This is a genomic window from Parasphingorhabdus sp., from assembly GCF_039977335.1.
In the GTDB taxonomy this organism is placed as follows: domain Bacteria; phylum Pseudomonadota; class Alphaproteobacteria; order Sphingomonadales; family Sphingomonadaceae; genus Parasphingorhabdus.
The window spans coordinates 286,281-308,366 of sequence record NZ_JBDWDI010000004.1; the positions used below are offsets into that span (position 1 = coordinate 286,281).

Genomic DNA, 22,086 nt, shown 5'->3' on the forward strand with positions numbered 1-22,086 from the left:
CCTATTCTTTATGGCTTATAAAAGTCGGATAATATGGGTTATAAAGCAGCCGAAAAATCATAGGAGAAAACAATGCCTATAGACGAAAGCCGGACGTTTAAGCCGATAAATATCGCTCTTTTGACGGTATCTGACACCCGTTCTCTCAAGGAAGACACTTCTGGAGACATATTGGCTGACCGTATCGCCGGCAAAGGTCACACTCTGATCTATCGCAACCTTATTCGCGACGAGAAATCCAAAATTATCGCACAATTGCATCAATGGATTGATGAAGAAGCCGTTGATGCAATCATTACCACTGGCGGCACCGGCCTTACCGGGCGTGATATTACGCCAGAGGCGCTTGATGCTGTCAAAGACAAGGATATACCGGGCTTTGGTGAACTGTTTCGCTGGTTAAGCTATGAAAAAATCGGTACCTCAACCGTCCAATCCCGCGCCTGCGCTGTTGTCTCCAGAGGTACTTATATATTCGCTCTACCGGGCTCCAATGGTGCAGTCAAAGATGGCTGGAATGGGATATTGGATACGCAACTCGATAGCCGCCATCGTCCCTGCAATTTTGTCGAACTAATGCCTAGATTACTCGAAAAATAGAAGTTTGTTCTTTTTTTGTTCTCATGCTATATCGGGTGCATGGAACAGAATGAAAGGCCGGTTCTGCCCGCTCGGAAAGGGCGCGGCGCGGTTACAAACAGTGAAAGTCATCGATTCAATTTACCCAGTCGCGAGGCCGATGGCGACTGGCTGGATGATCGTGAGGCATTAGGCGATGCCCCAACAAAACTGCGCACCCAAGTTACGACCGAAGTTCCCAAATCCATATTGAGCTTCAACAAATCTCCAGACATTCCTTTTGACCGTTCGATAAACGCCTATCGCGGATGCGAGCATGGATGTGTCTATTGCTATGCGCGCCCTACCCATGCCTATCATGATCTGTCGCCCGGTCTCGATTTCGAAACAAAGCTGTTTGCCAAACCCAATGCCGCAATATTGCTCCGAGAGACATTGGCCAAACCAAAATATCGGCCGGCGCCCATTGCAATAGGAACGAATACCGATCCCTATCAACCAATTGAAAAGCGTTATCGTATCACCCGCGCTATATTGGAAGTGATGTTGGAAACCAGACATCCGGTCGGGATCACCACCAAATCTGACAAAGTGATTGACGATAGCGAGACTTTGGCAGCCCTGGCGGAGCTTGGCCTGACTGCTGTTGCCATCTCTGTCACGACCTTGGAGTCCCGCACAGCGCGTCTGCTTGAACCACGCGCGCCTTCGCCCATAAAACGACTATCTGCTGTCAGCCATTTGCGGGCCCTTGATATCCCGGTGCATGTTAATATTGCCCCTGTTATCCCTGCTATTACCGATCACGAGATAGAGGCAATTGTAGAAGCCGCAGCAGACCATGGCGCACAAAGCGTATCAATCATTCCCGTACGCCTGCCCCATGAGGTTGCCCCTCTATTCGAACAATGGCTCGAAGCCCATTTTCCAGATCGCAAGCAAAAGGTCATGAGCATCATAGCATCACTGCGTAGCGGCAAGAAAAATGATCCCGATTTCCATAGCCGAATGAAAGGCCAAGGCCCTTGGGCAGAATTGCTGCACCACCGCGTCGATATAGCAGCTCGCAAGCATGGCCTCGGCAAAGCCAAATTCGCACTGCGCACGGACCTCTTCCGACGCCCAGTGGTCAAAGGCAGTCAGATGGAATTATTCTAAGACTCTATGAGCCCTGCAATTTCAGGTGCTTTGCAAACCAACGGTCCATTTCCTGACGAACTCTTTGCTGGTGCTCTATCAGGTAGTGCGATCCGCCATTGATCAGCAATAGCTCATAAGGCCGATTGAGAGCATCAAGCTTACGCGCCATTGCAATGGAATTCCATGCTTCCACACGCTGATCAGCTGTACCATGCAGCAAATAGATAGGAGTTTTTGTTGATAGTTTCTCTGGCCAAAATAGGGGCGAGAGCGGTCTCAAGGCTGCATCCTTGTCGGCTGCATAAGCATCAACAACGTCTGGATAAACAAATTCATCAAACTCTGCGCGGCGCTTCGAATTCAAATGATCAGTGCGTGCGCCAATAAAAAACGCTGCATCTATTATATCAGTCACAGCCAGAACCCGATAGCCAAGGCCAGCGCCGCGGGAGAAACCCCACAGCCCAATTTTCTCTTCATCTGCTTCCGGCAACCCCTGTGCCATCTTTATCAGATTCATGAGATCGGCACGATCACCAACCCCCAAATTGGGCCAACCTTCACTCCCGCCTTCGCCGCGAAAAGTAGATGCGACAACAATATATCCTTGTTCAGCTAAACGATGGAATTCCAGAATCTCGAAAAACGTAATCTTGCCCCATTGCGCAACACCGCCATGAGCAAACAAGATGATAGGAAGCGGCTTTATAACTTTTGCAGGACGAACCAAAATAGATTTTATGCGCAAACCATCGCTTAAATACTCAATCCGCTCCGCTTGCACTGTCTGATTACTGGCATATCGTTCATAGTCTTGCTGCGGAACCAATTGCTTCATTTGAGCTGCGTGCCAGGCTGGATCAGGAGCTCTATCGGAAAACTCCAACCACTTTTCATAAGTCGCGAAAGGAAAATCATAGGCTTCGCGGGAAACTATGGCGCCATCCTCTGCATAGGCAGACTGTGTGCCGGATAATGCAAGGATCAATGTGAGAAAGACTACCGTCAATATTCGATTTAAACTCACTAGCATAATCCCGTATAAGTTATGTTATACCATAACTATAAATATCACTTCCGTCCTATCAATAAAAATGAAACTCAACTCATCGCTAAAATGCAGCAACCGCACCTGAATAGAGCCGTCTTGGATTGAAGTGAAAAAATTGCATTGAGGCGCTTCGATTTAGAGTAGAAGATGAATTCACGCTTTCGCAGTCAAACGCGAAATAATTCTACAAACCTATGAGCATCTCACATGACCAAAAAACAGAATGTCACCTACGCAAGCTATCTTACCCTCGACACCCTTCTTTCCGCTCAGCATCCGCAGTCAGATCTGGATGACGAGATGCTGTTCATCGTCATTCACCAAACCAAAGAATTGTGGTTGAAACAGATTATCCGGGAGCTGCATCTCGCCATATCGCAAATCGCCAATGATGCATTGGTTCCAGCCTATAAGGCGCTGGCCCGGGTCAGCCGGATTCAAGCCGTGATGACCTTAAGCTGGGATGTGCTTTCCACCATGACGCCCAGTGACTATAGCCGCTTCCGCCATGTATTGGGCGCCAGTTCCGGCTTTCAATCGGATCAATTCCGCACGGTCGAATATTTGCTGGGCCTGAAGGACAAGGCTTTTCTGAAATATCAAGATGACCGGCCCGAAGCACAGGCCGCCATGCAGACCGCGTTAGACCAACCCAGTCTGTGGGATCATGCCATTGCCGCGCTCGCAAGGGCAGGCTTTGCAATCCCATCCGCTATTCTCGAACGTGATTTCAGCCAGTCCCACGTTGCCTCGCCTGAAGTCGAAGCGGCGTTCCTTGAAGTATATCGCGACACCGAACGCTATTGGGAGCTCTATCAGCTCGCCGAAAAACTGGTCGATCTCGATGACGCGATGGCGACCTGGCGGCACAAGCATGTTTTGACCGTGGAGCGGATCATTGGCGGCAAAATGGGAACCGGAGGAACCGCTGGCGTATCCTATCTGCAATCCACCCTGCCCAAGCGCGCTTTTCCGGAACTCTGGTCGCTGCGCACCGCATTATGAATTGGAAGCCCTTCTTTTCCAAGGCCCTGAATGCCGATCCCACGCGCTTGCATTTTGCGGCTCATAGCCATCACCTTTGGCCCAATGCCGCTTATGACGGCCATATGGCAACTTGTAATGACGCCATGGAATTAGCTGATCATAAGTGGGAAAAGATAATGGGGCCGGTTTGGGCAGAGGCACAAGCCCATGTAGCAGCCGAACTCAACCTGCCCAACCCGCAGACTATCGCCTTTGCACCAAATACGCATGATTTCCTTGTCCGTATTCTGTCCGCCATTCCGACCCGTCCGGTTCGCGTTCTTACAACTGATGGTGAATTTCACAGCTTCTGCCGACAGATGGATCGCTGGGCAGAAAATGGTGATGTGATCGTCGAGCCAGTCGCCGCTGATAGCTTAGTGGAAAAAGCGCTGGCCGGTGGTCATGATCTAATTTTCGCAAGCCATGTCTTGTTTAACTCCGGTACAGTCTTGGACGACATTGACCAGCTGGCGAAACTTGCACGTCCAGAAGGGCCGTGGGTGGTGATCGACGGTTATCACGGGTTCATGGCGCTAGAAACCGATCTGTCAGCCTTCGCTGATGATATCTTCTACATGTCTGGCGGATATAAATATGCGATGGCAGGAGAAGGTGTTTGCTTCCTCCACGCATCACCCGGATATGCACCAAGACCGACTATAACCGGCTGGTACGCTGCATTTGATGACCTGGCTCTTCCTCCCGGAGAAATCGGCTATGCCCCGGATGGCCGAAGGTTTTTGGGCAGCACATTTGATCCGTCAGGCCTTTATCGATTCAATGCGGTTCAAACGATGTTGTCGGAGGAAGGCCTATCAACTAGTGTTATCTCCGAGCATGTTTCAGCATTGCAAAGCTATTTTATCGAGCGAAACCCGCTACCAGAAATGGAATTGCTCAACCCACTTGATGGGAATCTACATGCTCGATTTCTTGCATATAGGGGCAAGAACGCATCGTTGATGCATGCCGCTTTGACAGACCACCATATCGTGACAGATGTCCGCGGCGACGTTCTGCGGATCGGTTTTGCAATCTATCATGACGCAGATGATGTTGAACATTTGGTCGGGATGATTCGGCGAATATATATGTCAGCGTAGGCTTTGGGCGCTACATGCCTAAATTCATACATTGTCCGATTTGCATCACGAGCATAAGCATATTCTAAGGGATTACTTTCATTTGGAGTAGTTGTGCTCTGGGCATCATTAACCTGCTTCGCCTACCTCCAGAAACTTCGCATAGCCCGGAGTGTCGAGGCCCTGTTAGGGTAGATCAAAATATTGTATAGCTGATGGATCAAACGCAAAATAATGAACATGATCAATTTACTAAGCGGCGGCTGTTGATGTTAACTTGAATTTGCCATCGAATGGCTGCTCACTATGCTGGATGCTATACAACAGAAACCAGCCCATGATATCAAAAGTTAAGAGGAGTTTTGATGCCAAGACCTGCCATTACCCCAGAGCAGCGCCTTGAGACACGCGAACGTATTCGGGCGGCTGCGGCTACGTTGGTGCGGCGGGGTAATCCAGAAAGCATCACCATTCGGGCTGTTGCCAAGCAGGCGGGTGTATCGGTTGGGACGATCTATAAATATTTTGCTGATATTTCAGATCTTGGCCGTTCCCTTTGGCAAGAACCTGTTGAAGCATTACGTGGGCAAATGTTGGACATTGTCAGAAAAACTGATGATCCCGTCGCCAGAATACGGGCTCTGTTGCAAGAATATGCAGATTTTGCCCGGGACAAAGAAAGAGTATTTCGAGGGGCCTTCCTTTATGTGCGCCCTGAAACAAGGCCGAAGCCGGATGCGATAGCATTGGAAGAAGAACCATTTTTTCAACATCTTCAGGCAGCGATTTTAGAAGGTCAGAAAAGCGGCGTCATTATTGATGGTAATGCAAAGACGCTGGCTCAATTGCTTTGGGCAGCGTTGCATGGCGCGCTTGCCCTACCGAATAATATCGAAACCATTGCCTTTGACCCGCCGAAAAAAATGGCTGACGAAATGATCGATTCCATCATGGTGATGATCGACAAGCGTTGAGCGGATAATAAACGGTATCACTCTCCCGAACTTCCATATGCAATATTGACATTGCATCGGCGCTTGAATAATGAACATGTTCATTATATAACTGACTTCAGCAAAATCTGAAGATTGAGAGATGTTCATGACGGCGTTAAAATCAGCTTCCGAAATGCCCTCAGGGGAAATGCAGAGATCGGAGTTTGCGGAGGAATTATCCAAAGAGAAACGATATCAAAACCGATCCTTGCCGCCGCGTGCGCGAACAGCGCGTCTGCTGGAAAAATGGGTGGGGATGCCGCTCAATATTGTTGAGGCATTTGGATCTTATGTAATTGTAAGGCCGATGAACTGGGCGCTGCGGCATTTTGACGGGCTTTCGTACAAGCTCGAGGGGACGTTGCTCCGGCGCGTTCTGCAGCATGTGATCTTCCCGGCCACGCTGCTATTTTCGCTCGTTTTCGGATTTTACCTGGCAGGCAACAAGGTGACGTTTGACTCGATATTGACGCTGGCACTCGTGCCCGTAGTCATCGGTCTTTATGTCGCACCGCTGGAGCGATTAATGCCATTCAGCAGAAACTGGCTGGAAGGTGGCAATGACACCTCGGTCGATCTCATGATGTTTGTCTCCGGCGCCTTTTGGAATGGCTTTGCCAAATATCTGATGCAGGTGCTCTTCATCGTGAGCCTGGTTGAAATATTGGAGCCATTGGGCCATGGCCTCTGGCCATCATATCTGCCCGGTGTTGTACAGGTTTTCCTGTTCATTCTGGTCAAGGATTTCTTCCGCTATTGGCTGCATCGCGCAATGCATGAAGTGCCATTTTTGTGGCGGTTTCACGCAGCACATCATTCCGTAAAACGCTTATACTGGCTCAACGGTATCCGCAGTCACCCGATAGAGGTGGCCGGACAGGCGATCCTCTTTGCGATCCCTTATGCCCTGCTGCAGCCCTCAGCCGAGATCATCATGGTGTCCATTCTCATGCAGCTGAGCATCGGTATATTCCAGCACAGCAATATCGATCTGAAACTGGGCTTTTGGGAATATATCTTCTCGATTGGCGACAATCACCGCTATCACCACTATCCCAACAAGGAAGTAGGCGATTCCAACTATGGCGGCGAGTTTATTGTCTGGGATATATTATTTGGCACTTTCCATAAGGTGAAAGGCGAGCGTCCGCATGATCAGATCGGAATTGGCACAGCGCCTAACTATCCGATGACTATGGCAGGGTTGCTTATCGCACCGTTTTTGCCAGACCAAAAGGTGTTTGGCTCCCGGACCAGCGAAACTACTGACAGCCGTCCGAACAATGGATCCACTATGGCAACTCTCAAGTCGTCTGTACGAGAATGAAAAGCGTTCACTTTCAGGATGACGCGATCGTAAGAAAAAACTCCTTTCCTACACACCCGCAATCATGCCACATCTCATGGTGGCTCTTTGAAACTTGAATCCACGCCCATCACATTTTTTGCTGACAATCGGTCGATTTTTTCAGGTCGATTCAGTGTCGAAAGCGTATAATCTTTATGAAACGCCCCTCCAATATGAACGAATCACCAGACGGCACGGCTTGAGCTGATCATCGCATGTCCGACGGCCAGCCATGTCTTTTCGAATAAATTGATGCCCGAATTTAGGCGTCAGTAAGGCTCTTCAGCTTATAGCCTTTATACTCATCACGAAGTGCTCGTTTCAGGATCTTGCCGGTCGCCGTATGGGGTAATTCATCGATGAATTTCACTTCATCAGGCAACCACCATTTGGCTACCTTATCAGCCAGATAAGCAAGGACATCTTCTTGGCTCACATCCGCGTCGGGTTTCTTGACCACCAACAGCAAGGGGCGCTCATCCCATTTCGGATGATAGACGCCAACAGCGGCAGCCTCCGCTACACCTGGACAGCCCACAGCCGCATTTTCCAGTTCGATCGAGCTGATCCACTCGCCGCCTGATTTGATGACGTCTTTGGCACGATCCGTGATTTGCATCGTACCGTCAGGATGGAGCACGGCAACATCGCCGGTGTCGAACCAAAGATCATCTTCGACCGCATCTTCATCAGCTCGGTAGTAGCGCTGAATGATCCAAGGGCCCTTTATTTCAAGCGTCCCACTGGATTCTCCATCGCGCGGCAGAATATTACCCTTATCGTCCACAACGCGCAGCTCAACGCCAAAAGGTGGCCGTCCCTGTTTACAGATAACATCTACCTGCTCATCGAAACTGAGGTCATCCCAATTGGCAGGAAGTGAGCCAGCGGTCCCAATCGGAGAGGTCTCCGTCATGCCCCAGGCATGGGCAACCCGCATACCGTTTTTCATCAACCGCTCGATCATCGAACGCGGACAGGCCGAGCCGCCAATGGTAATCACCTGCAACGCGCCATAGTCACCGCCATTAGCGTCCATATCGGCAAACATAGAAAGCCAGACCGTTGGTACGCCTGCACTATGGGTCACGCCTTCTTCACGGATGAGTTTCCACAAGACCGGCGCTTCGTTGCTGGCCGAGAATACCATTTTCGCCCCAACTGCCGCACATGCAAAAGGCAACCCCCAAGCATTGGCGTGGAACATGGGAACAACCGGCAACATTACCGATCGGGTGGCCAAATCCATGATATCTGGCTGCACCTCGGTCAGAGCATGCAAGACATTCGAGCGGTGTTCATAAAGAACACCCTTGGGATTGCCGGTGGTGCCGCTGGTATAACAAAGACCGCACGGATCATTTTCATCCACATCGACCCAATCAAAATTACCGTCTTCCGCATCAACCAGCTCGCGGAAAGTCGGATAATCGCCCTTCTCTCCGTCAAACTGGATGTAATGTTCAACAGTTTTCAGTTGCGGCTTCAGCATTTCAATAATCGGCGTAAACATCTTGTCGAACAGCAAGACCCGGTCTTCGGCGTGGTTGATGATATAGACCAACTGCTCTTCAAACAGGCGCGGGTTAACCGTGTGGAGAATACCGCCAATGCCTGCAGAGCCGTACCAGCTGATCAAATGATGAGCATGGTTCATCGCTATCGTTGCGATCCGGTCGCCCTTTTTCATGCCAAGCCGTTGCAGTGCTTGCGAGAACTTTCGCGCATCCTGCCCAATTTCACCCCAATTGCTGCGGGTGAGCGAGCCATCGGCCCAATAACTAACAATCTCTCGCGTGGTATGTTCCCGCGCCGCATGATCTATCAAATTGGTGATTTTGAGCGCACTGCCCTGCATAGCTCCAGCCATTAGTCTCTCCCGATAATTATTTGGCTGTTTTTTGACTGAAACGGCTCAGCTTACAAGCCTTAAATTGGGTCGGCGATGACGAACGGGCCGAGATCCAGTAGCTGGCCCCAAGCGAATATTCTGCAGTCCAGTAATATGACCGAGTGTTTCAGCCACTTGCGCGTCCAGCTGAAAAGATCGGCCGAGGCAGATATGAGCGACTTCGCCGTCAAAGCTTGGCACAGCAGCAATAAGCTCGCTCTTCCCGCCAGTCAGGGGTCCTAGGAAATTCTTCAGTTCCTGCAACCCATCCAGATTAAGCACATCAAGCTCCATCCGGGTACGTGTAGTTTTTTCCAGCCCATCCATGGCTTGTGCCCGGCGAATAGCAACACGCGGGCTTTCATCGTCGGAGCGTTGATCGAGTTCAACATTGAGCAGAGCGCAGCTACCTTCCTTGGCCATTTCCGCCAACAGCTCGCATTGCTCTTCCTCAAAGCAGCTACCAGAAAATTGGCCGCTGCTATCCGACAAATCCACAAGCACAAACCGTTTGCCACGCTTGCTCTCGCGCCAGCGCACACCCTCGATCAGAGCCGCCATCACAGCTGGCTTACGTTGTCCTTCAGCGATGGGCCCCTCTTCACATAAGGCTGCATAGGTCATCGCCCCATGAGAAGACGTAACAGCTTGAAACTGGGTTACCGGATGGGATGCAAAGTAAAAGCCGTAGGCATCTCGCTCACGCAACATGATTTCGCTCAGGTTCCAATTGCTGTTCGCTGGCAAGCGGATCGCCTGCATATCACCGCTACCGCCTTCACCAAACAACCCGCCCTGCCCGCTGGTTCGTGCTTCTGCCGCGCTATTGGCGACGGATAGCAACATGTCCGCCCCTTCGTAAACGGCCGCGCGATTGGGTTCCATTTCGTCAAATGCCCCTGCGGCGGCAAGGCTTTCAATCTGCCTTTTGTTCATCCCTGATGGATCGACACGGTTTGCAAAGTCATCCATGGATTGGAACGGTCCAGCTGCAGCACGTTCAGCGGCCAGCGATTGCATCGCCTTCTCGCCAACATTTTTCAGCCCTGCCAAAGCATAGCGTACAGCAAGTAAAGAGCCTTCCTGCTCTTCGACCGCAAACGATGGCCGACTTTTATTGATCGATGGAGGTAATATCGTCACGCCAAGGCGCTTCATATCATCGACAAAGATGCTGAGCTTGTCACTCTGATGCATATCAAAGCACATGGATGCGGCATAAAATTCATTTGGATAATGCGCCTTGAGCCAAGCCGTCTGATAGGCCAGTAAAGCATAAGCTGCGGCGTGACTCTTGTTGAAACCATAACCGGCAAATTTATCGATCAAGTCGAATAGCTCATTGGCCTTCTGACTTTCAACGTCATTTTTGGCGGCACCTTCAACAAAAATGCTGCGCTGCTTATCCATTTCTGACTGAATTTTCTTACCCATCGCGCGACGCAACATATCCGCTTCGCCCAGCGAATAGCCGGCAATGACTTGCGCTGCTTGCATCACCTGTTCCTGATAGACAATGATTCCGTAAGTCTCTTTCAGGATGTCCTCGAGCAACGGATGGGGATAAGCCAATTCCGCTCGCCCGTTCTTGCGGTCGCCAAACAATGGAATATTATCCATCGGGCCGGGGCGATAAAGCGATACAAGTGCGATAATATCGCCAAAATTAGTGGGTTTCACCGCCGCCAGCGTCCGTCGCATCCCTTCGGATTCGAGCTGAAACACACCAACAGTATCGCCGCGTTGCAGCAACTCGAACACTTTGGGATCATCCCAAGCCAAAGTCGACAGATCCACGTCGATATTGCGTTCAGCGAGCAGTTCGACTGCCTTCTTCAAGACAGAGAGCGTCTTCAAACCCAAAAAATCGAACTTCACTAAACCGGCTTGTTCAACGAATTTCATATCGAATTGAGTGACCGGCAAATCCGACCGCGGATCACGATATAGCGGCACCAATTGATCAAGCGGTCGATCACCAATAACCACACCAGCAGCATGAGTAGAGCTGTGCCGCGGAAGACCCTCCAGTTTCATTGCGAGATCAAACAGGCGCTTTACATCAGCCTGCTTATAGTCCTGCGCCAGCTCAGAAATACCATTAAGAGCTCTTTTCAAATCCCATGGATCCGTCGGATGGTTGGGCACCAATTTGGTCAACCGATCCACTTGACCATATGGCATTTGCAAAACGCGGCCAACGTCACGCAAAACTGCCCGTGCCTTCAGTTTACCGAAAGTAATGATCTGAGCGACCTGCCCGGTACCATATTTCTCCTGCACATAGCGGATCACCTCGCCGCGGCGGGTTTCGCAGAAATCGATATCAAAGTCCGGCATCGACACACGTTCCGGGTTGAGGAATCGTTCAAACAACAGACCCAATTTGATCGGATCGAGATCGGTAATCGTCAGGGCCCAGGCAACAACCGAACCGGCACCAGAGCCGCGTCCCGGCCCCACCGGTATATCCTGATCCTTTGCCCATTTGATAAAGTCAGCAACGATCAGAAAATAGCCCGGAAACCCCATATTGACGATAACGTCGATTTCAAAATCAAGCCGGTCAAAATATTCCTGACGCTCCGCTCCTTCAATGCCGCCAACATGGGCAAGACGGTCTTCTAGGCCTACTGTTGCATCACGGCGTAACTGTTCAGCCTCACCGGCCAGATCGCCAGCCAAACTTGGCAAAATCGGATCGCGGCGCGGCGGTGAATAGGCGCACCGTTTTGCGATAACTAACGTGTTTTCAAGTGCTTCCGGCAGGTCAGAGAATAGATCCTCCATGACCATATCGCTTTTTATCCATAGATGCGGAGATGGCTTGTCGCGGTCGTCATTTTCAACATAGGCAGAACTGGCGATGCATTTCATCGCATCATGCGCCTCATGGAAATCTGGCTCGGCAAAACAACTGGGATTAGTGGCGACCAGCGGAATATTGCGGTTCATGGCCAATGTAATCAGACCAGCTTCAGCGGCCATTTCAATGGGATCATCGCGGCGGGACAGCTCGATATATAGACGATCAGGGAAATATTGCTGCAGCAGCGACAGATAAGCTTCCGCCTCCGACTGCTGCTCTTCCGCAAGCAATCGGGTGACTGCGCCCTCACCGCCGCCAGTCAGCGCCAAAAGGCCGGCATTGTGCTGCTCGAGCATTTCTAGCCGGATATGAGCATCCTGTTCCGCCGGGCGCTCCAGATGAGAGGCTGATACTAGCCGGCAGAGATTTTGATATCCATGTTCGTCCTGGGCATATAGCGCGATCCAGTCGAGCACCGGCTTACCGCTTTCAGTGCTACCAGGACGGGCAACTCTCAGGAAACAGCCGGTGATCGGTTGAACGCCATTGGCGCGGCAGCCATCATCAAATGCCATCGAAGCAAATAGACCAATGCGGTCGGTCAGTGCGATCGCCGGAAAGCCACGTTCTTTGGCCGCAGCGCCAATCGCCTTTGGCTCCATCGCGCCGTCCAAAATGGTGTAGGCGGAAAAAGAGCGCAAATGAACGAAGGGAATCCGAGACATGATCAAACTCTAGCGCGAACCAAAAGTTTTGACCACGGCCAGATCACATGAGTGCGACCTATCGACCAGTTTTCCACAACTAGTTGAGAATTTTGCTAAAGGAGCGCTTCGATCTCGCTCTTTAACTGCTCCGGTTTCACCGCTGGTCCGTGTCGAGCCACAACCGCTCCATCACGATCGACAAGAAATTTGGTGAAATTCCATTTGATTCGCGATCCCAACAGACCAGATTTTTCAGACTTCAGATGATCCCACAAGGGATCGGCATCCTTGCCGTTAACGTCAATTTTTCCCATCAACGGAAAACTGACATCATAGTTTAATGTACAGAAATTCTTGATTTCTTCTGCGTCACCGGGTTCCTGATGGCCAAATTGATTGCATGGAAAGGCTAATATTTCCAAGCCCTTGTCAGCATATTCTTTGTGAAGTTTCTCTAACCCCTCATATTGCGGCGTGAACCCGCATTTTGATGCTGTGTTTACGATGAGCAAAACCTTGCCCTTATATTTGGAAAGGTCCGACATCGAACCATCTGCCTGCTTAATTTCAAATTCTGTAATTTGCATAGATGCACCCCGTTCTTTGCAATTTTTCCCCGATGATGAGCATCAGATTGATAGTCGCCTGCTAAATGTCAAAGCCTATCTCGCTTCATTTTGAAAACACTAGCTTAATAATCCGTCATGCAGTCGGACGACGCGGTCCATCTTGGCGGCCAAACGCTCATTATGGGTTGCGATTAGTGCAGCACTACCCTCTTCGCGAACCAAAGACATAAGCTCAGCCAGCACAATATCCGCCGTCGTTTCGTCAAGATTTCCTGTTGGCTCATCGGCCAGCACCAGTTTCGGTGCATTTGCTAGGGCTCGCGCAACGGCAACGCGCTGTTGCTCACCTCCCGACAATTTGCTGGGCTTGTGATCTAATCGCTCGCCAAGCCCTAAACTGCAAAGCAGAGATTCTGCTCGCTCGTCTGCCTCTGTTTGCGATGTCCCAGCAATAAGCTGCGGCATCACCACATTTTCTTCCGCTGAAAAATCAGGCAGCAAATGATGGAATTGATACACGAAGCCCAACAATTCCCGGCGAATTCGGGTATGTCCGCTCGCCGACATTTGCGCCGTTTCTTCACCATCGAGCTTTATGGATCCTTCAAACCCGCCTTCAAGTAAACCAACGGCTTGCAGCAAGGTTGATTTTCCCGAACCCGATGGACCCAGCAGCGCGACGATTTCATTAGATCGAATATCCAGATCTACGCCTTTCAGTACGTCAATCTGCACGTCACCTTGCTTAAAGCTACGCTTTACGCTGCGAAGTTCAACAACCTTATTACCCATATCATTCATAGCGGAGTACCTGCACAGGATCAGTGCTAGCCGCCTTATAGGCGGGATATAGAGTTGCTAGGAAGCTAAACAACAGTGCAAGCATCGCTATACCAAACACCTCCATTGGATCTGTTCTAGCTGGTAACTCTGTTAAAAAGCGTATTGATGGATCCCAAAGATTTTGACCCGTGATCATCTGGACAAAATTTATTACATTTTGCCGAAAATATATAGCGATCAATCCCAATATTATCCCTGCCGCTATTCCAAGCGCGCCAATTGATGTTCCCACGGTCACAAATATTCTCGTCAACGAGGCGCGCGATGCGCCCATTGTTCGCAAGATTGCAATGTCTCTGGTTTTTGCGCGGACCAGCATGATCAGCGATGACAAGATATTAAACACCGCCACCAAAATGATGATAGATAAAATAACAAACATCACCACGCGTTCAATTTGCAGCGTCTCAAACAGAGAAGCGTTCATAGACTTCCAGTCGGTAATCACTGCGCGGTCTGCCACTTTAGGATATATTGGTGAAAGAATTTCCGCGACATTGTCAGCATTGTTGGTTTTAATCTCAATCATGCCAATTTGATCACCCAACAGCATCAAAGTCTGTGCGTCTTTCATCGGCATTATAACAAAGGCCTTGTCATAATCATAAACGCCGACCTCAAATATCGCGGCTACCTCATAGGATATTTCTCGCGGTACAGTGCCAAAAGGTGTGGTCCTTCCTTGAGGATTAATCACTGTTATCTGACTACCAAGCTGGGCACCTAGAGTTGTAGCCAATCGGCTTCCAATACCGACACGTCCTGCTTCAGGTTCCAACCGTGCCAGATCGCCTGCGACCGTTTTCCCTTTTAGCGTCTCATTGTCCAGAATATCAGGCACAAGCATCCCACGCACCAAAATGGCTTCTACACGTCCGTTGAAGGTCGTGAGCAATGGTTGCTCTATAAGGGGAGAAGCTGATACGACGCCTTCAGTCTCTCTGACATCATCAAGCAAATCGCGCCAGTCGGGAAGCCGTCCGCCATAGCCTTGAATCACGGCATGACCGTTTAAACCCACGATTTTGTCGAATAATTCGGCGCGAAAACCGTTCATCACACTCATAACAACGATAAGGGCGGCCACGCCAAGCATAACCGCTACAAGACTGATGCTTGCCACGAGAAAAATAAAACCCTCGCCCTTTCCAGGCAGAAGGTAACGTTTTGCGATGACCCATTCATAACGGGATAGAAGCATAGGAGTTTGATCTTCCTGAAAAACTATTGTGGCTTTACGGTCGCGAAGCGGCGCAGGCAAGAGTGATGCTGGCTAAAATGCTGTGGCTATTATGACACAAGCCTGAACCAATATTGCATATTTGTGAAAATTTGCATGACAATAGCGGCCAGCGCGATCACAGATAGTGGCAGAATCAATTACCACATAAAGGTCATGGTTCAGGGATCCTTTCTGGTTCCGTCGGATGTTGGGGGACAAACGGCGTTGAATAAGACAGGAAAACAGGGGGACGATATTATCGTCACCATTTTCGCCCGGAGTCAGAAATGGCTCCGGGCGTTTTTGTTTTTGGAATTTTCCCCGGCATATATAGCCTCTTGAAATCACGAAATATGATAATATCTTGGTTTAGCGAGATGCCATTTTGGATTTCGCCATACAAAACCGGGCGCCTTTATGGGTCCACATTTTAATTGCTCATTTGAGGATAAAGATATGAATCGTTTTGATTTTACCCCCTACCGCCGCTCAACCGTTGGTTTTGACCGGCTTTTTGATTTGCTTGAGAATAATGCTCGTGCTCAGCAATCTGAAAATTACCCCCCATTTAACATAGAGCGCAGCGGTGAAGACCATTATCGGATCACACTTGCTGTCGCTGGTTTCAAAGATGATGAAATTGAAATCACTGCACAGCAGAACCTGCTGCTTGTAGCCGGCAATAAAGGTTCTGACGAAAATGAAGGAAAGCAATTCCTGCATATGGGAATCGCGAACCGCAATTTTGAACGTCGCTTCGAGCTTGCCGACTTTGTTCGAGTGGACAATGCCGTGTTAAGCGATGGCCTGCTTGCAATCGATCTGGTGCGGGAAATTCCGGATGCGATGAAACCCCAGAAAATAGCCATTAATGCTGGCGATAACGTGACCAAGATTGATCACAAATCTGACGAGTCCAGCGATAAGGCTGCTTAAGCCTAAGCACCAACTTTTACAGAAGGCAGCCAAATATTTTGGCTGCCTTTTTTGCGTCTGCGTTTAGAGCAAAAAAATGGGGCAGCCGGATGAGGATCCGACTACCCCTGACACCCGCGTGGTGTCACTCTTGACGAAATTAGCCCGGGTCGCAAATGGCCAACTTCATTCAAGAATCTGCATTGGCAATGTTGGAAAGAGTGGCGTGATTCAATATCCGCACTTTCCCGCTTTCAACCGAAACGATGCCATCTTCTGACCAGGTTGAAAGTTGCCGATTAATATGTTCCCGCGACATCCCGGCAAAATTGCCAAGCTCGCTTTGACTTAAATCCAGTTTTAAACGCCCCTCTTCTGCGCCAACCACTGACAATCTCAATAGGTAGCGCGCTAACCGGGGCCCTGATGTATAGGCCCGGTCTCCCTCGATCATCGTATTGGCCGTCCGAATGCGGTTTGCCATGACCTTAAGTAACCGTAATGCCATATTTTTATGCTTTTTCAAAATTTCTTCAAAAGCAGCGCGTGTAATCGTTAGTGCTGTAGTCAGTTCAATCGCCGTCACACTGGCCGTTCTCTCGCCACCATCAAGCAATGCTATCTCACCCAAAACCTGACCGGGCTCGGCATAATCCAGGACGATTTCATGGCCATTGCTGGCGATCAGACTGGTCCGCGCATTGCCCGATAATAATATCAGTAATGAGTTTCCAGGATCGCCCTGCATGATCAAATCATCCCCTTTTTCATATTGCACGAAATGCCCGCGCAATATCAAATCTGCTAATTCCGCCTCGTCACAATCCGCGAACAGACTATGCTCAGCCAATATGCCTGCAAGTTCGTCGGCTTTCACTAGTTTAGTCCCATCCCAAATCACTTGCATCTGTTAACTGATTGATAACCAGTTTTCGTTGCTTGGATGTGACAATAGTCACTTGGTGTAAAAAGGATTGGATAAATTAGACAAGTCGGCTTTGTTTTACCGCAGCAGCGATAAAAGAAGCAAAAAGGGGATGCGGATCAAAGGGTTTGCTCTTTAATTCGGGGTGATATTGTACGCCAACAAACCAGCTATGGTCGGGACGTTCGACAATCTCTGGAAGCTCGCCATCGGGCGACATGCCTGAGAATATAAGGCCAGTTTGTTCAAGCTGTTCCACATAGCCTTTATTAACTTCATAGCGGTGGCGATGCCGCTCGCTAATCACGTCGGAACCGTAGATCTCGCTGACTTTAGCCCCCTGTTGTAAGCGCGCTTCATAGGCGCCAAGCCGCATGGTTCCGCCCAAATCACCACCCGACTCGCGTTTTTGCAAACCTTCTTCGGTCATCCACTCGGTTATCAGTCCAACAATGGGTTCCGCAGTTTCACCAAATTCAGTTGTTGAGGCTGCACCGATTCCTGCTTGGTTTCGCGCCGCTTCGACACAGGCCATTTGCATGCCTAGACAAATGCCGAAAAATGGGACATCATGTTCCCGTGCGAAACGCACAGAACCAATTTTGCCTTCACTGCCCCGTTCTCCGAATCCGCCTGGCACCAAAATGGCGTGTAATGGCTCCAAATTAGCGGCAAGATCACTTTCATCTTCAAAAAGCTCTGCATCGAGCCAGCGCACTTGAACTTTTACGCGATTCGCGAGGCCGCCATGGAAAAGGGCTTCTTGAAGAGATTTGTACGCATCCTGCAGGCCAACATATTTCCCGACGACACCAACAATCACTTCGCCTTCGGGGTTCTCGATCCGCTCCATCACATCGTTCCAACGGGTCAGATCTGGCTCGGGTGCGTTAATAATGCCGAATGCGTTCAAGACTTCCCTATCAAGACCCTGCTCGTGATATTGCAGGGGAACATTGTAAATACTGCTAGCATCAAGTGCTGGGATAACGGCTTCCTTACGCACGTTGCAGAATTGTGCGATTTTGGCGCGCTCACCGTCCGGCAAATCATGTTCGCAGCGACAGAGCAATATATCCGGCTGAATTCCCAGTGACGTCAATTCCCGCACGCTATGCTGGGTCGGTTTCGTCTTCAACTCGCCGGCGGCCGCAATATAGGGCACTAGCGTCACATGAACCGAAATCGCGTTGGCGCGGCCTACCTTGTTGCGCAGTTGCCGAATCGCTTCAATAAACGGCAAGCTTTCAATATCGCCGACCGTGCCGCCAATTTCACAGAGCACGAAGTCAATTCCATCGAGCTTATCCTGCGCAAATTCCTGAATAGCGTCGGTCACATGCGGAATTACCTGTACTGTAGCGCCGAGATAGTCGCCGCGGCGCTCCTTGGTGATGATCGATTGATAGATTCGCCCCGAGGTCACATTGTCGGATTGTAGCGATGGAACGCCGGTAAACCGTTCATAATGGCCGAGGTCCAGATCCGTTTCCGCACCATCGTCGGTCACATAGACTTCACCATGCTGATAAGGGGACATCGTACCCGGGTCGACGTTCAGATAGGGATCCAACTTGCGGATTCGTACCGAATATCCACGTGCTTGAAGAAGCGCGCCGAGGCTCGCTGCCATGAGACCTTTGCCAAGTGAGGAGACCACACCGCCGGTAATAAAAATATATCGCGCCATGGGAGGAAAGGCTTAAGGCGTGTCGGGCCGAAATGGCAAGCGTGCGAATCCGAAAAAGCGAAATTTATTTTCAATCGGTACTAAATTTTACGTGGTCGCCAGGCGCCACCATAAAATATTACTGATCGAGTGGAACCGCTCCGTCAGCAGCCGCTGGCGCTTCTTCGGTTGCTCCATCAGCCTGAGCCGCAGCAGCAGCCAGTGGATCATCACCAACCAACGGCACAGCATCGGCTGGTGCAGCAGGTGCCACAGGAATGCTGGTATCGCGCTCTAAAGTCTGATCAATCGTCGATGGCTGTCCTTCGGAAGCGGCCAAAAAGGCCAAAGAAATCGACAAAACCACAAATAGAACAGCCAGCACTGTGGTTGTCCGTGTAAGCAAGTCTGCAGCACCGCGCGCAGACATCATGCCGGATGGACTTCCACCAACTCCCAATCCACCGCCTTCTGACCGCTGCATCAAAATAACGCCAACAAGAGCGGCTGCGACAATCGCCTGAACAACGGTGAGAAATAGAAACATAACTAGGTCCGAACGTAATGGTTTAACTGTGAGCAGCGCACATAGCGATTGGGCGGCACGAGTTCAAGCGGTGAAACAGCTTGTCTGCCACACGCCGCCAATCGCTGGATCGAACCATGCAGACCCAACGCCGATAACTATTCATGCTAGAAAGCCTATCCTGTAGGACAGAATTATCTGCTTTGATAAATTTGACGATAGCGGACGAAGTTTACAACATGCACATAGTCTTTTCGGCATCCATCACGGCTTGAACATTATTCCAAAGTTCACACAATTCTCACCCCTCTTGCGCACGCGAAAGATTGAGCAATTAGATGGACTTCCAACCGATTGAGCCATTTTTCAAAATCAATTTCCCTCGTCCAACATACGAACAATAATTCTAGACCAAGCGACGGTTGTAGGAAAGATCACATTGATATTTTGAGCATCGACTACATATGTAGTTTATCGACAATCCTGCGCCCTTCATCGATTAAGTCCAGATGGATCATTTACATTCTATCTTCGATTGGTATCCGCCGAAACCATCGCCGACCCTCCTATCGTAAAGGCTCTCTTCCATGAAAATGATTTCTGCTCTCTTATTTTCCTCTGCCCTGACCGGCCTCGCCTATCCCAACGGGGCAATTGCATCAGCGTCACCAAATGACTCTGAGGCCTCAGAAAATCAGTACAGCAAGCAGCAAAAAACAGCCTTTGGCTCATGGGGCATAGGCCTTCAAAATATCGATCCCGCCACAAAGCCTGGAGATGATTTCTTCCGCCATGTGAATGGAAGCTGGTTGGACACGATCAAACGCCCCGCTGGTCGCGCATCTTGGAGCGAGTTTAACGCGCTTGCAGCCGACACTAATGCGTATACTCAAACCATCATTGATGATGCGATTACCGCATCTTCGCTAGACAATTCACCGCTGCAACGCGTTGGTGATTTATACCGTGCTTTCATCGACACCTCAGCGATGGATGCAAAGGGTCTAAAACCGATACAAGCCGACCTTGACGCTATACAATCCGCTAAAAATCATGAAGATATAGCGCGCTGGATGGCAGATCCGCGCGCGCATTCGATTTCTGGAATCACGTCTTGGCTCGATCCAGAAAATCCGTCTCGTCATATAATTTATCTGGATCAGATTGAGTTTAGTCAGGGTATGCTCGGCCTGCCAACCAAAACCCATTATGTAAGCGATGAAGCACCTTATCCGGCGCACCGCACAGCCTATATCGGTCATATCGAGAAGATGTTGAAGATTGCGGGGTTTGCGCAAGCACGCAAGCGAGCGGAGGCCGTTGTGGCGCTCGAAATCGCACTTGCTGAACGCAGCTGGGATCAAGAAAAGCTTCGCCAGCGCACAGCCAATATCAACGTCATGCCGCGATCCGCGCTGGAGAGTTTTGCTCCCGGGTTCCCATGGACTGTTTTCATGACCGCTCGCGGTGTCAATGATACACCAACTATCAACATCGGTACCGATACCGCCATCCAATCAATCGCCAAATTATTCCGTGAAATACCTGTTGACACATGGCGCGATTATCTGAGTTATCATTGGATCAAAACGCACAAGGACCTATTGCCAACAACGGTCACCGAAGAATGGTTTGCATTTTATGGAACCCAATTACGCGGTATTGAATCCCCTACACCGCTCGACAAAAGAGCGGTGCGATATGCCAATCGGCAGCTTGGGCAACAAATCGGACAAATATATGCGCAGCGTCATTTTCCCGAGAATTATCGGGCGAAAATGGAAGAACTGGTGGGCTATCTTCGGTCTGCCTTCGTTGAAAAACTAAGTGAAGCAAGCTGGATGGATGAACCCACCCGGCGCGAAGCTTTGACCAAAATCTCTACAATGGAACTGGCAGTGGGATATCCCGGTGCCTGGAGAAACCGCGATGGCCTTGTCATTCGCGCCGATGATCCGGTCGGCAATTATAAACGCATATTGGAGCAGAACTGGCAGCACGAGCGCGCGTTACTGGGTGGTCCTTATCCCTCAGGCAAATGGTGGATGAATGCACAAACCGTCGATGCCTCGTTCAGTCCGCAACTCAACCGGATCACTTTTCCTGCCGGCATTCTACAACCACCGTTTTTCAACCCTGACGCTGATCCAGCAGTCAATTTCGGTGCCATTGGTGCCATCATTGGACATGAAATGGGGCACGGCTTTGATGACCAAGGCTCTGGCTTCGATGCCAAAGGAAAGGCCCGGCAATGGTGGAGTGATGCTACACGGGCAGAATATGCAAAACGCGTAAAAGCGCTCTCCGACCAATATAGCGAATTTAAACCCCTGCCCGACACGCCGATAAATGGCGCGCAGACCGTGGGTGAAAATATGGGAGACCTAATAGGCCTATCCATCGCCCTGCGTGCTTATGAGATTTTTGCAAAGGAACAAAAGCTCTCACTCAGCACAACACGTGATGGCTATACTGGTTATCAGCGCTTCTTCATGGGCTGGGCACAGGCCCATCGCGCAGTTTATAGCGAAAAAGGACTGCGCGAAGAGCTAGTACGCAGCTTTCATTCACCACACCCCTATCGCGTTAACGGAGTCGTGCGTAATATGGATAGCTGGTACAAAGCCTTCGGCGTTGGTCCTGATCATAAGCTCTATCTGGCGCCTGAGCAGCGTGTTCGTTTCTGGTGAAAAACCATCGGTTTCCCAAAGATCTGATCCAAGACGTAAGTCTATAGATCCGAAATCAATGATTTTGAGGATAGATGAACCTGATCTATCGATCAT

General features: G+C 50.0%; 17 protein-coding genes. 8 read left to right on the top strand and 9 right to left on the bottom strand.

Features of this window, described 5'->3' with window-relative positions:
- Positions 1–72 precede the first annotated feature (72 nt).
- Both moaB and ABJM21_RS08640 read left to right on the top strand, forming a co-directional pair.
- Positions 73–600 carry a molybdenum cofactor biosynthesis protein B gene (moaB, locus tag ABJM21_RS08635; RefSeq protein ID WP_348301542.1) on the top strand — a complete coding sequence of 176 codons (528 nt, stop codon included), beginning with the start codon at positions 73–75 and terminating at the stop codon, positions 598–600.
- A gap of 39 nt (positions 601–639) precedes the next feature.
- A complete protein-coding gene (locus ABJM21_RS08640; protein ID WP_348301541.1) occupies positions 640–1,737 on the top strand; it encodes a PA0069 family radical SAM protein in 1,098 nt (365 codons plus the stop codon).
- 4 nt (positions 1,738–1,741) lie between these two features.
- On the opposite strand, the gene ABJM21_RS08645 is transcribed toward ABJM21_RS08640, so the two are convergent.
- A complete protein-coding gene (locus ABJM21_RS08645; RefSeq protein ID WP_348301540.1) occupies positions 1,742–2,746 on the bottom strand; it encodes a prolyl oligopeptidase family serine peptidase in 1,005 nt (334 codons plus the stop codon).
- 231 nt (positions 2,747–2,977) lie between these two features.
- Here ABJM21_RS08645 and ABJM21_RS08650 point away from each other — a divergent pair, with 231 nt between their 5' ends.
- The 4 genes from ABJM21_RS08650 to ABJM21_RS08665 all read left to right on the top strand — a co-directional run bounded on the left by ABJM21_RS08650 (position 2,978) and on the right by ABJM21_RS08665 (position 7,203).
- On the top strand, positions 2,978–3,775 hold the full coding sequence (locus ABJM21_RS08650; RefSeq protein WP_348301539.1) for a tryptophan 2,3-dioxygenase: 798 nt from the start codon (positions 2,978–2,980) through the stop codon (positions 3,773–3,775).
- Positions 3,772–4,902 carry an aminotransferase class V-fold PLP-dependent enzyme gene (locus tag ABJM21_RS08655; protein WP_348301538.1) on the top strand — a complete coding sequence of 377 codons (1,131 nt, stop codon included), beginning with the start codon at positions 3,772–3,774 and terminating at the stop codon, positions 4,900–4,902. Before ABJM21_RS08650 ends, ABJM21_RS08655 begins: the two co-directional genes overlap by 4 nt.
- A gap of 344 nt (positions 4,903–5,246) precedes the next feature.
- A complete protein-coding gene (locus ABJM21_RS08660; protein WP_348301537.1) occupies positions 5,247–5,855 on the top strand; it encodes a TetR/AcrR family transcriptional regulator in 609 nt (202 codons plus the stop codon).
- Between the two features lie 127 nt (positions 5,856–5,982).
- Positions 5,983–7,203 carry a sterol desaturase family protein gene (locus ABJM21_RS08665; RefSeq protein ID WP_348301536.1) on the top strand — a complete coding sequence of 407 codons (1,221 nt, stop codon included), beginning with the start codon at positions 5,983–5,985 and terminating at the stop codon, positions 7,201–7,203.
- Between the two features lie 283 nt (positions 7,204–7,486).
- On the opposite strand, the gene ABJM21_RS08670 is transcribed toward ABJM21_RS08665, so the two are convergent.
- The 5 genes from ABJM21_RS08670 to ABJM21_RS08690 all read right to left on the bottom strand — a co-directional run bounded on the left by ABJM21_RS08670 (position 7,487) and on the right by ABJM21_RS08690 (position 15,244).
- The gene (locus tag ABJM21_RS08670) at positions 7,487–9,094 is read right to left on the bottom strand and encodes a long-chain fatty acid--CoA ligase (protein WP_348301535.1); all 1,608 of its coding nucleotides are present in this window, start codon (positions 9,092–9,094) and stop codon (positions 7,487–7,489) included.
- 45 nt (positions 9,095–9,139) lie between these two features.
- Positions 9,140–12,649, bottom strand: a complete 3,510-nt coding sequence (gene dnaE / locus ABJM21_RS08675; RefSeq protein ID WP_348301534.1) for a DNA polymerase III subunit alpha — start codon at positions 12,647–12,649, stop codon at positions 9,140–9,142.
- 95 nt (positions 12,650–12,744) lie between these two features.
- A complete protein-coding gene (locus ABJM21_RS08680) occupies positions 12,745–13,218 on the bottom strand; it encodes a glutathione peroxidase (RefSeq protein ID WP_348301533.1) in 474 nt (157 codons plus the stop codon).
- Positions 13,219–13,317: 99 nt separating this feature from the next.
- Positions 13,318–14,001, bottom strand: coding sequence for an ABC transporter ATP-binding protein (locus ABJM21_RS08685; RefSeq protein WP_348301532.1), 684 nt, complete (start codon positions 13,999–14,001; stop codon positions 13,318–13,320).
- Entirely contained in the window at positions 13,994–15,244 is a 1,251-nt protein-coding gene (locus ABJM21_RS08690) for a lipoprotein-releasing ABC transporter permease subunit (protein WP_348301531.1), read from the bottom strand. The genes ABJM21_RS08685 and ABJM21_RS08690 overlap by 8 nt, the downstream gene beginning before the upstream one ends.
- Positions 15,245–15,721: 477 nt before the next feature.
- On the opposite strand from ABJM21_RS08690, the gene ABJM21_RS08695 reads away from it, so the two are divergent.
- On the top strand, positions 15,722–16,201 hold the full coding sequence (locus ABJM21_RS08695; RefSeq protein WP_348301695.1) for an Hsp20 family protein: 480 nt from the start codon (positions 15,722–15,724) through the stop codon (positions 16,199–16,201).
- Positions 16,202–16,370: 169 nt separating this feature from the next.
- Here ABJM21_RS08695 and ABJM21_RS08700 read toward each other — a convergent pair whose 3' ends face one another.
- From ABJM21_RS08700 to secG, 3 genes are all read right to left on the bottom strand, one after another.
- A complete protein-coding gene (locus ABJM21_RS08700) occupies positions 16,371–17,057 on the bottom strand; it encodes a Crp/Fnr family transcriptional regulator (RefSeq protein ID WP_348301530.1) in 687 nt (228 codons plus the stop codon).
- Positions 17,058–17,163: 106 nt separating this feature from the next.
- Positions 17,164–18,795, bottom strand: coding sequence for a CTP synthase (locus ABJM21_RS08705; RefSeq protein ID WP_348301529.1), 1,632 nt, complete (start codon positions 18,793–18,795; stop codon positions 17,164–17,166).
- Positions 18,796–18,913: 118 nt separating this feature from the next.
- Complete coding sequence (secG, locus tag ABJM21_RS08710) at positions 18,914–19,321, bottom strand: preprotein translocase subunit SecG (protein WP_348301528.1); 408 nt, start codon at positions 19,319–19,321, stop codon at positions 18,914–18,916.
- Positions 19,322–19,887: 566 nt separating this feature from the next.
- Here secG and ABJM21_RS08715 point away from each other — a divergent pair.
- Positions 19,888–21,990, top strand: coding sequence for a M13 family metallopeptidase (locus ABJM21_RS08715; RefSeq protein WP_348301527.1), 2,103 nt, complete (start codon positions 19,888–19,890; stop codon positions 21,988–21,990).
- Positions 21,991–22,086 lie beyond the last annotated feature (96 nt).

Excerpts from the sequence above, each read along its gene's own strand:
- moaB (WP_348301542.1), top strand. The coding sequence starts at position 73 with ATGCCTATAGACGAAAGCCGGACGTTTAAGCCGATAAATATCGCTCTT.
- ABJM21_RS08640 (WP_348301541.1), top strand. The coding sequence starts at position 640 with ATGGAACAGAATGAAAGGCCGGTTCTGCCCGCTCGGAAAGGGCGCGGC.
- ABJM21_RS08650 (WP_348301539.1), top strand. The coding sequence starts at position 2,978 with ATGACCAAAAAACAGAATGTCACCTACGCAAGCTATCTTACCCTCGAC.
- ABJM21_RS08655 (WP_348301538.1), top strand. The coding sequence starts at position 3,772 with ATGAATTGGAAGCCCTTCTTTTCCAAGGCCCTGAATGCCGATCCCACG.
- ABJM21_RS08660 (WP_348301537.1), top strand. The coding sequence starts at position 5,247 with ATGCCAAGACCTGCCATTACCCCAGAGCAGCGCCTTGAGACACGCGAA.
- ABJM21_RS08665 (WP_348301536.1), top strand. The coding sequence starts at position 5,983 with ATGACGGCGTTAAAATCAGCTTCCGAAATGCCCTCAGGGGAAATGCAG.
- ABJM21_RS08670 (WP_348301535.1), bottom strand. The coding sequence starts at position 9,094 with ATGGCTGGAGCTATGCAGGGCAGTGCGCTCAAAATCACCAATTTGATA.
- dnaE (WP_348301534.1), bottom strand. The coding sequence starts at position 12,649 with ATGTCTCGGATTCCCTTCGTTCATTTGCGCTCTTTTTCCGCCTACACC.
- ABJM21_RS08680 (WP_348301533.1), bottom strand. The coding sequence starts at position 13,218 with ATGCAAATTACAGAATTTGAAATTAAGCAGGCAGATGGTTCGATGTCG.
- ABJM21_RS08685 (WP_348301532.1), bottom strand. The coding sequence starts at position 14,001 with ATGAATGATATGGGTAATAAGGTTGTTGAACTTCGCAGCGTAAAGCGT.
- ABJM21_RS08690 (WP_348301531.1), bottom strand. The coding sequence starts at position 15,244 with ATGCTTCTATCCCGTTATGAATGGGTCATCGCAAAACGTTACCTTCTG.
- ABJM21_RS08695 (WP_348301695.1), top strand. The coding sequence starts at position 15,722 with ATGAATCGTTTTGATTTTACCCCCTACCGCCGCTCAACCGTTGGTTTT.
- ABJM21_RS08705 (WP_348301529.1), bottom strand. The coding sequence starts at position 18,795 with ATGGCGCGATATATTTTTATTACCGGCGGTGTGGTCTCCTCACTTGGC.
- secG (WP_348301528.1), bottom strand. The coding sequence starts at position 19,321 with ATGTTTCTATTTCTCACCGTTGTTCAGGCGATTGTCGCAGCCGCTCTT.
- ABJM21_RS08715 (WP_348301527.1), top strand. The coding sequence starts at position 19,888 with ATGAAAATGATTTCTGCTCTCTTATTTTCCTCTGCCCTGACCGGCCTC.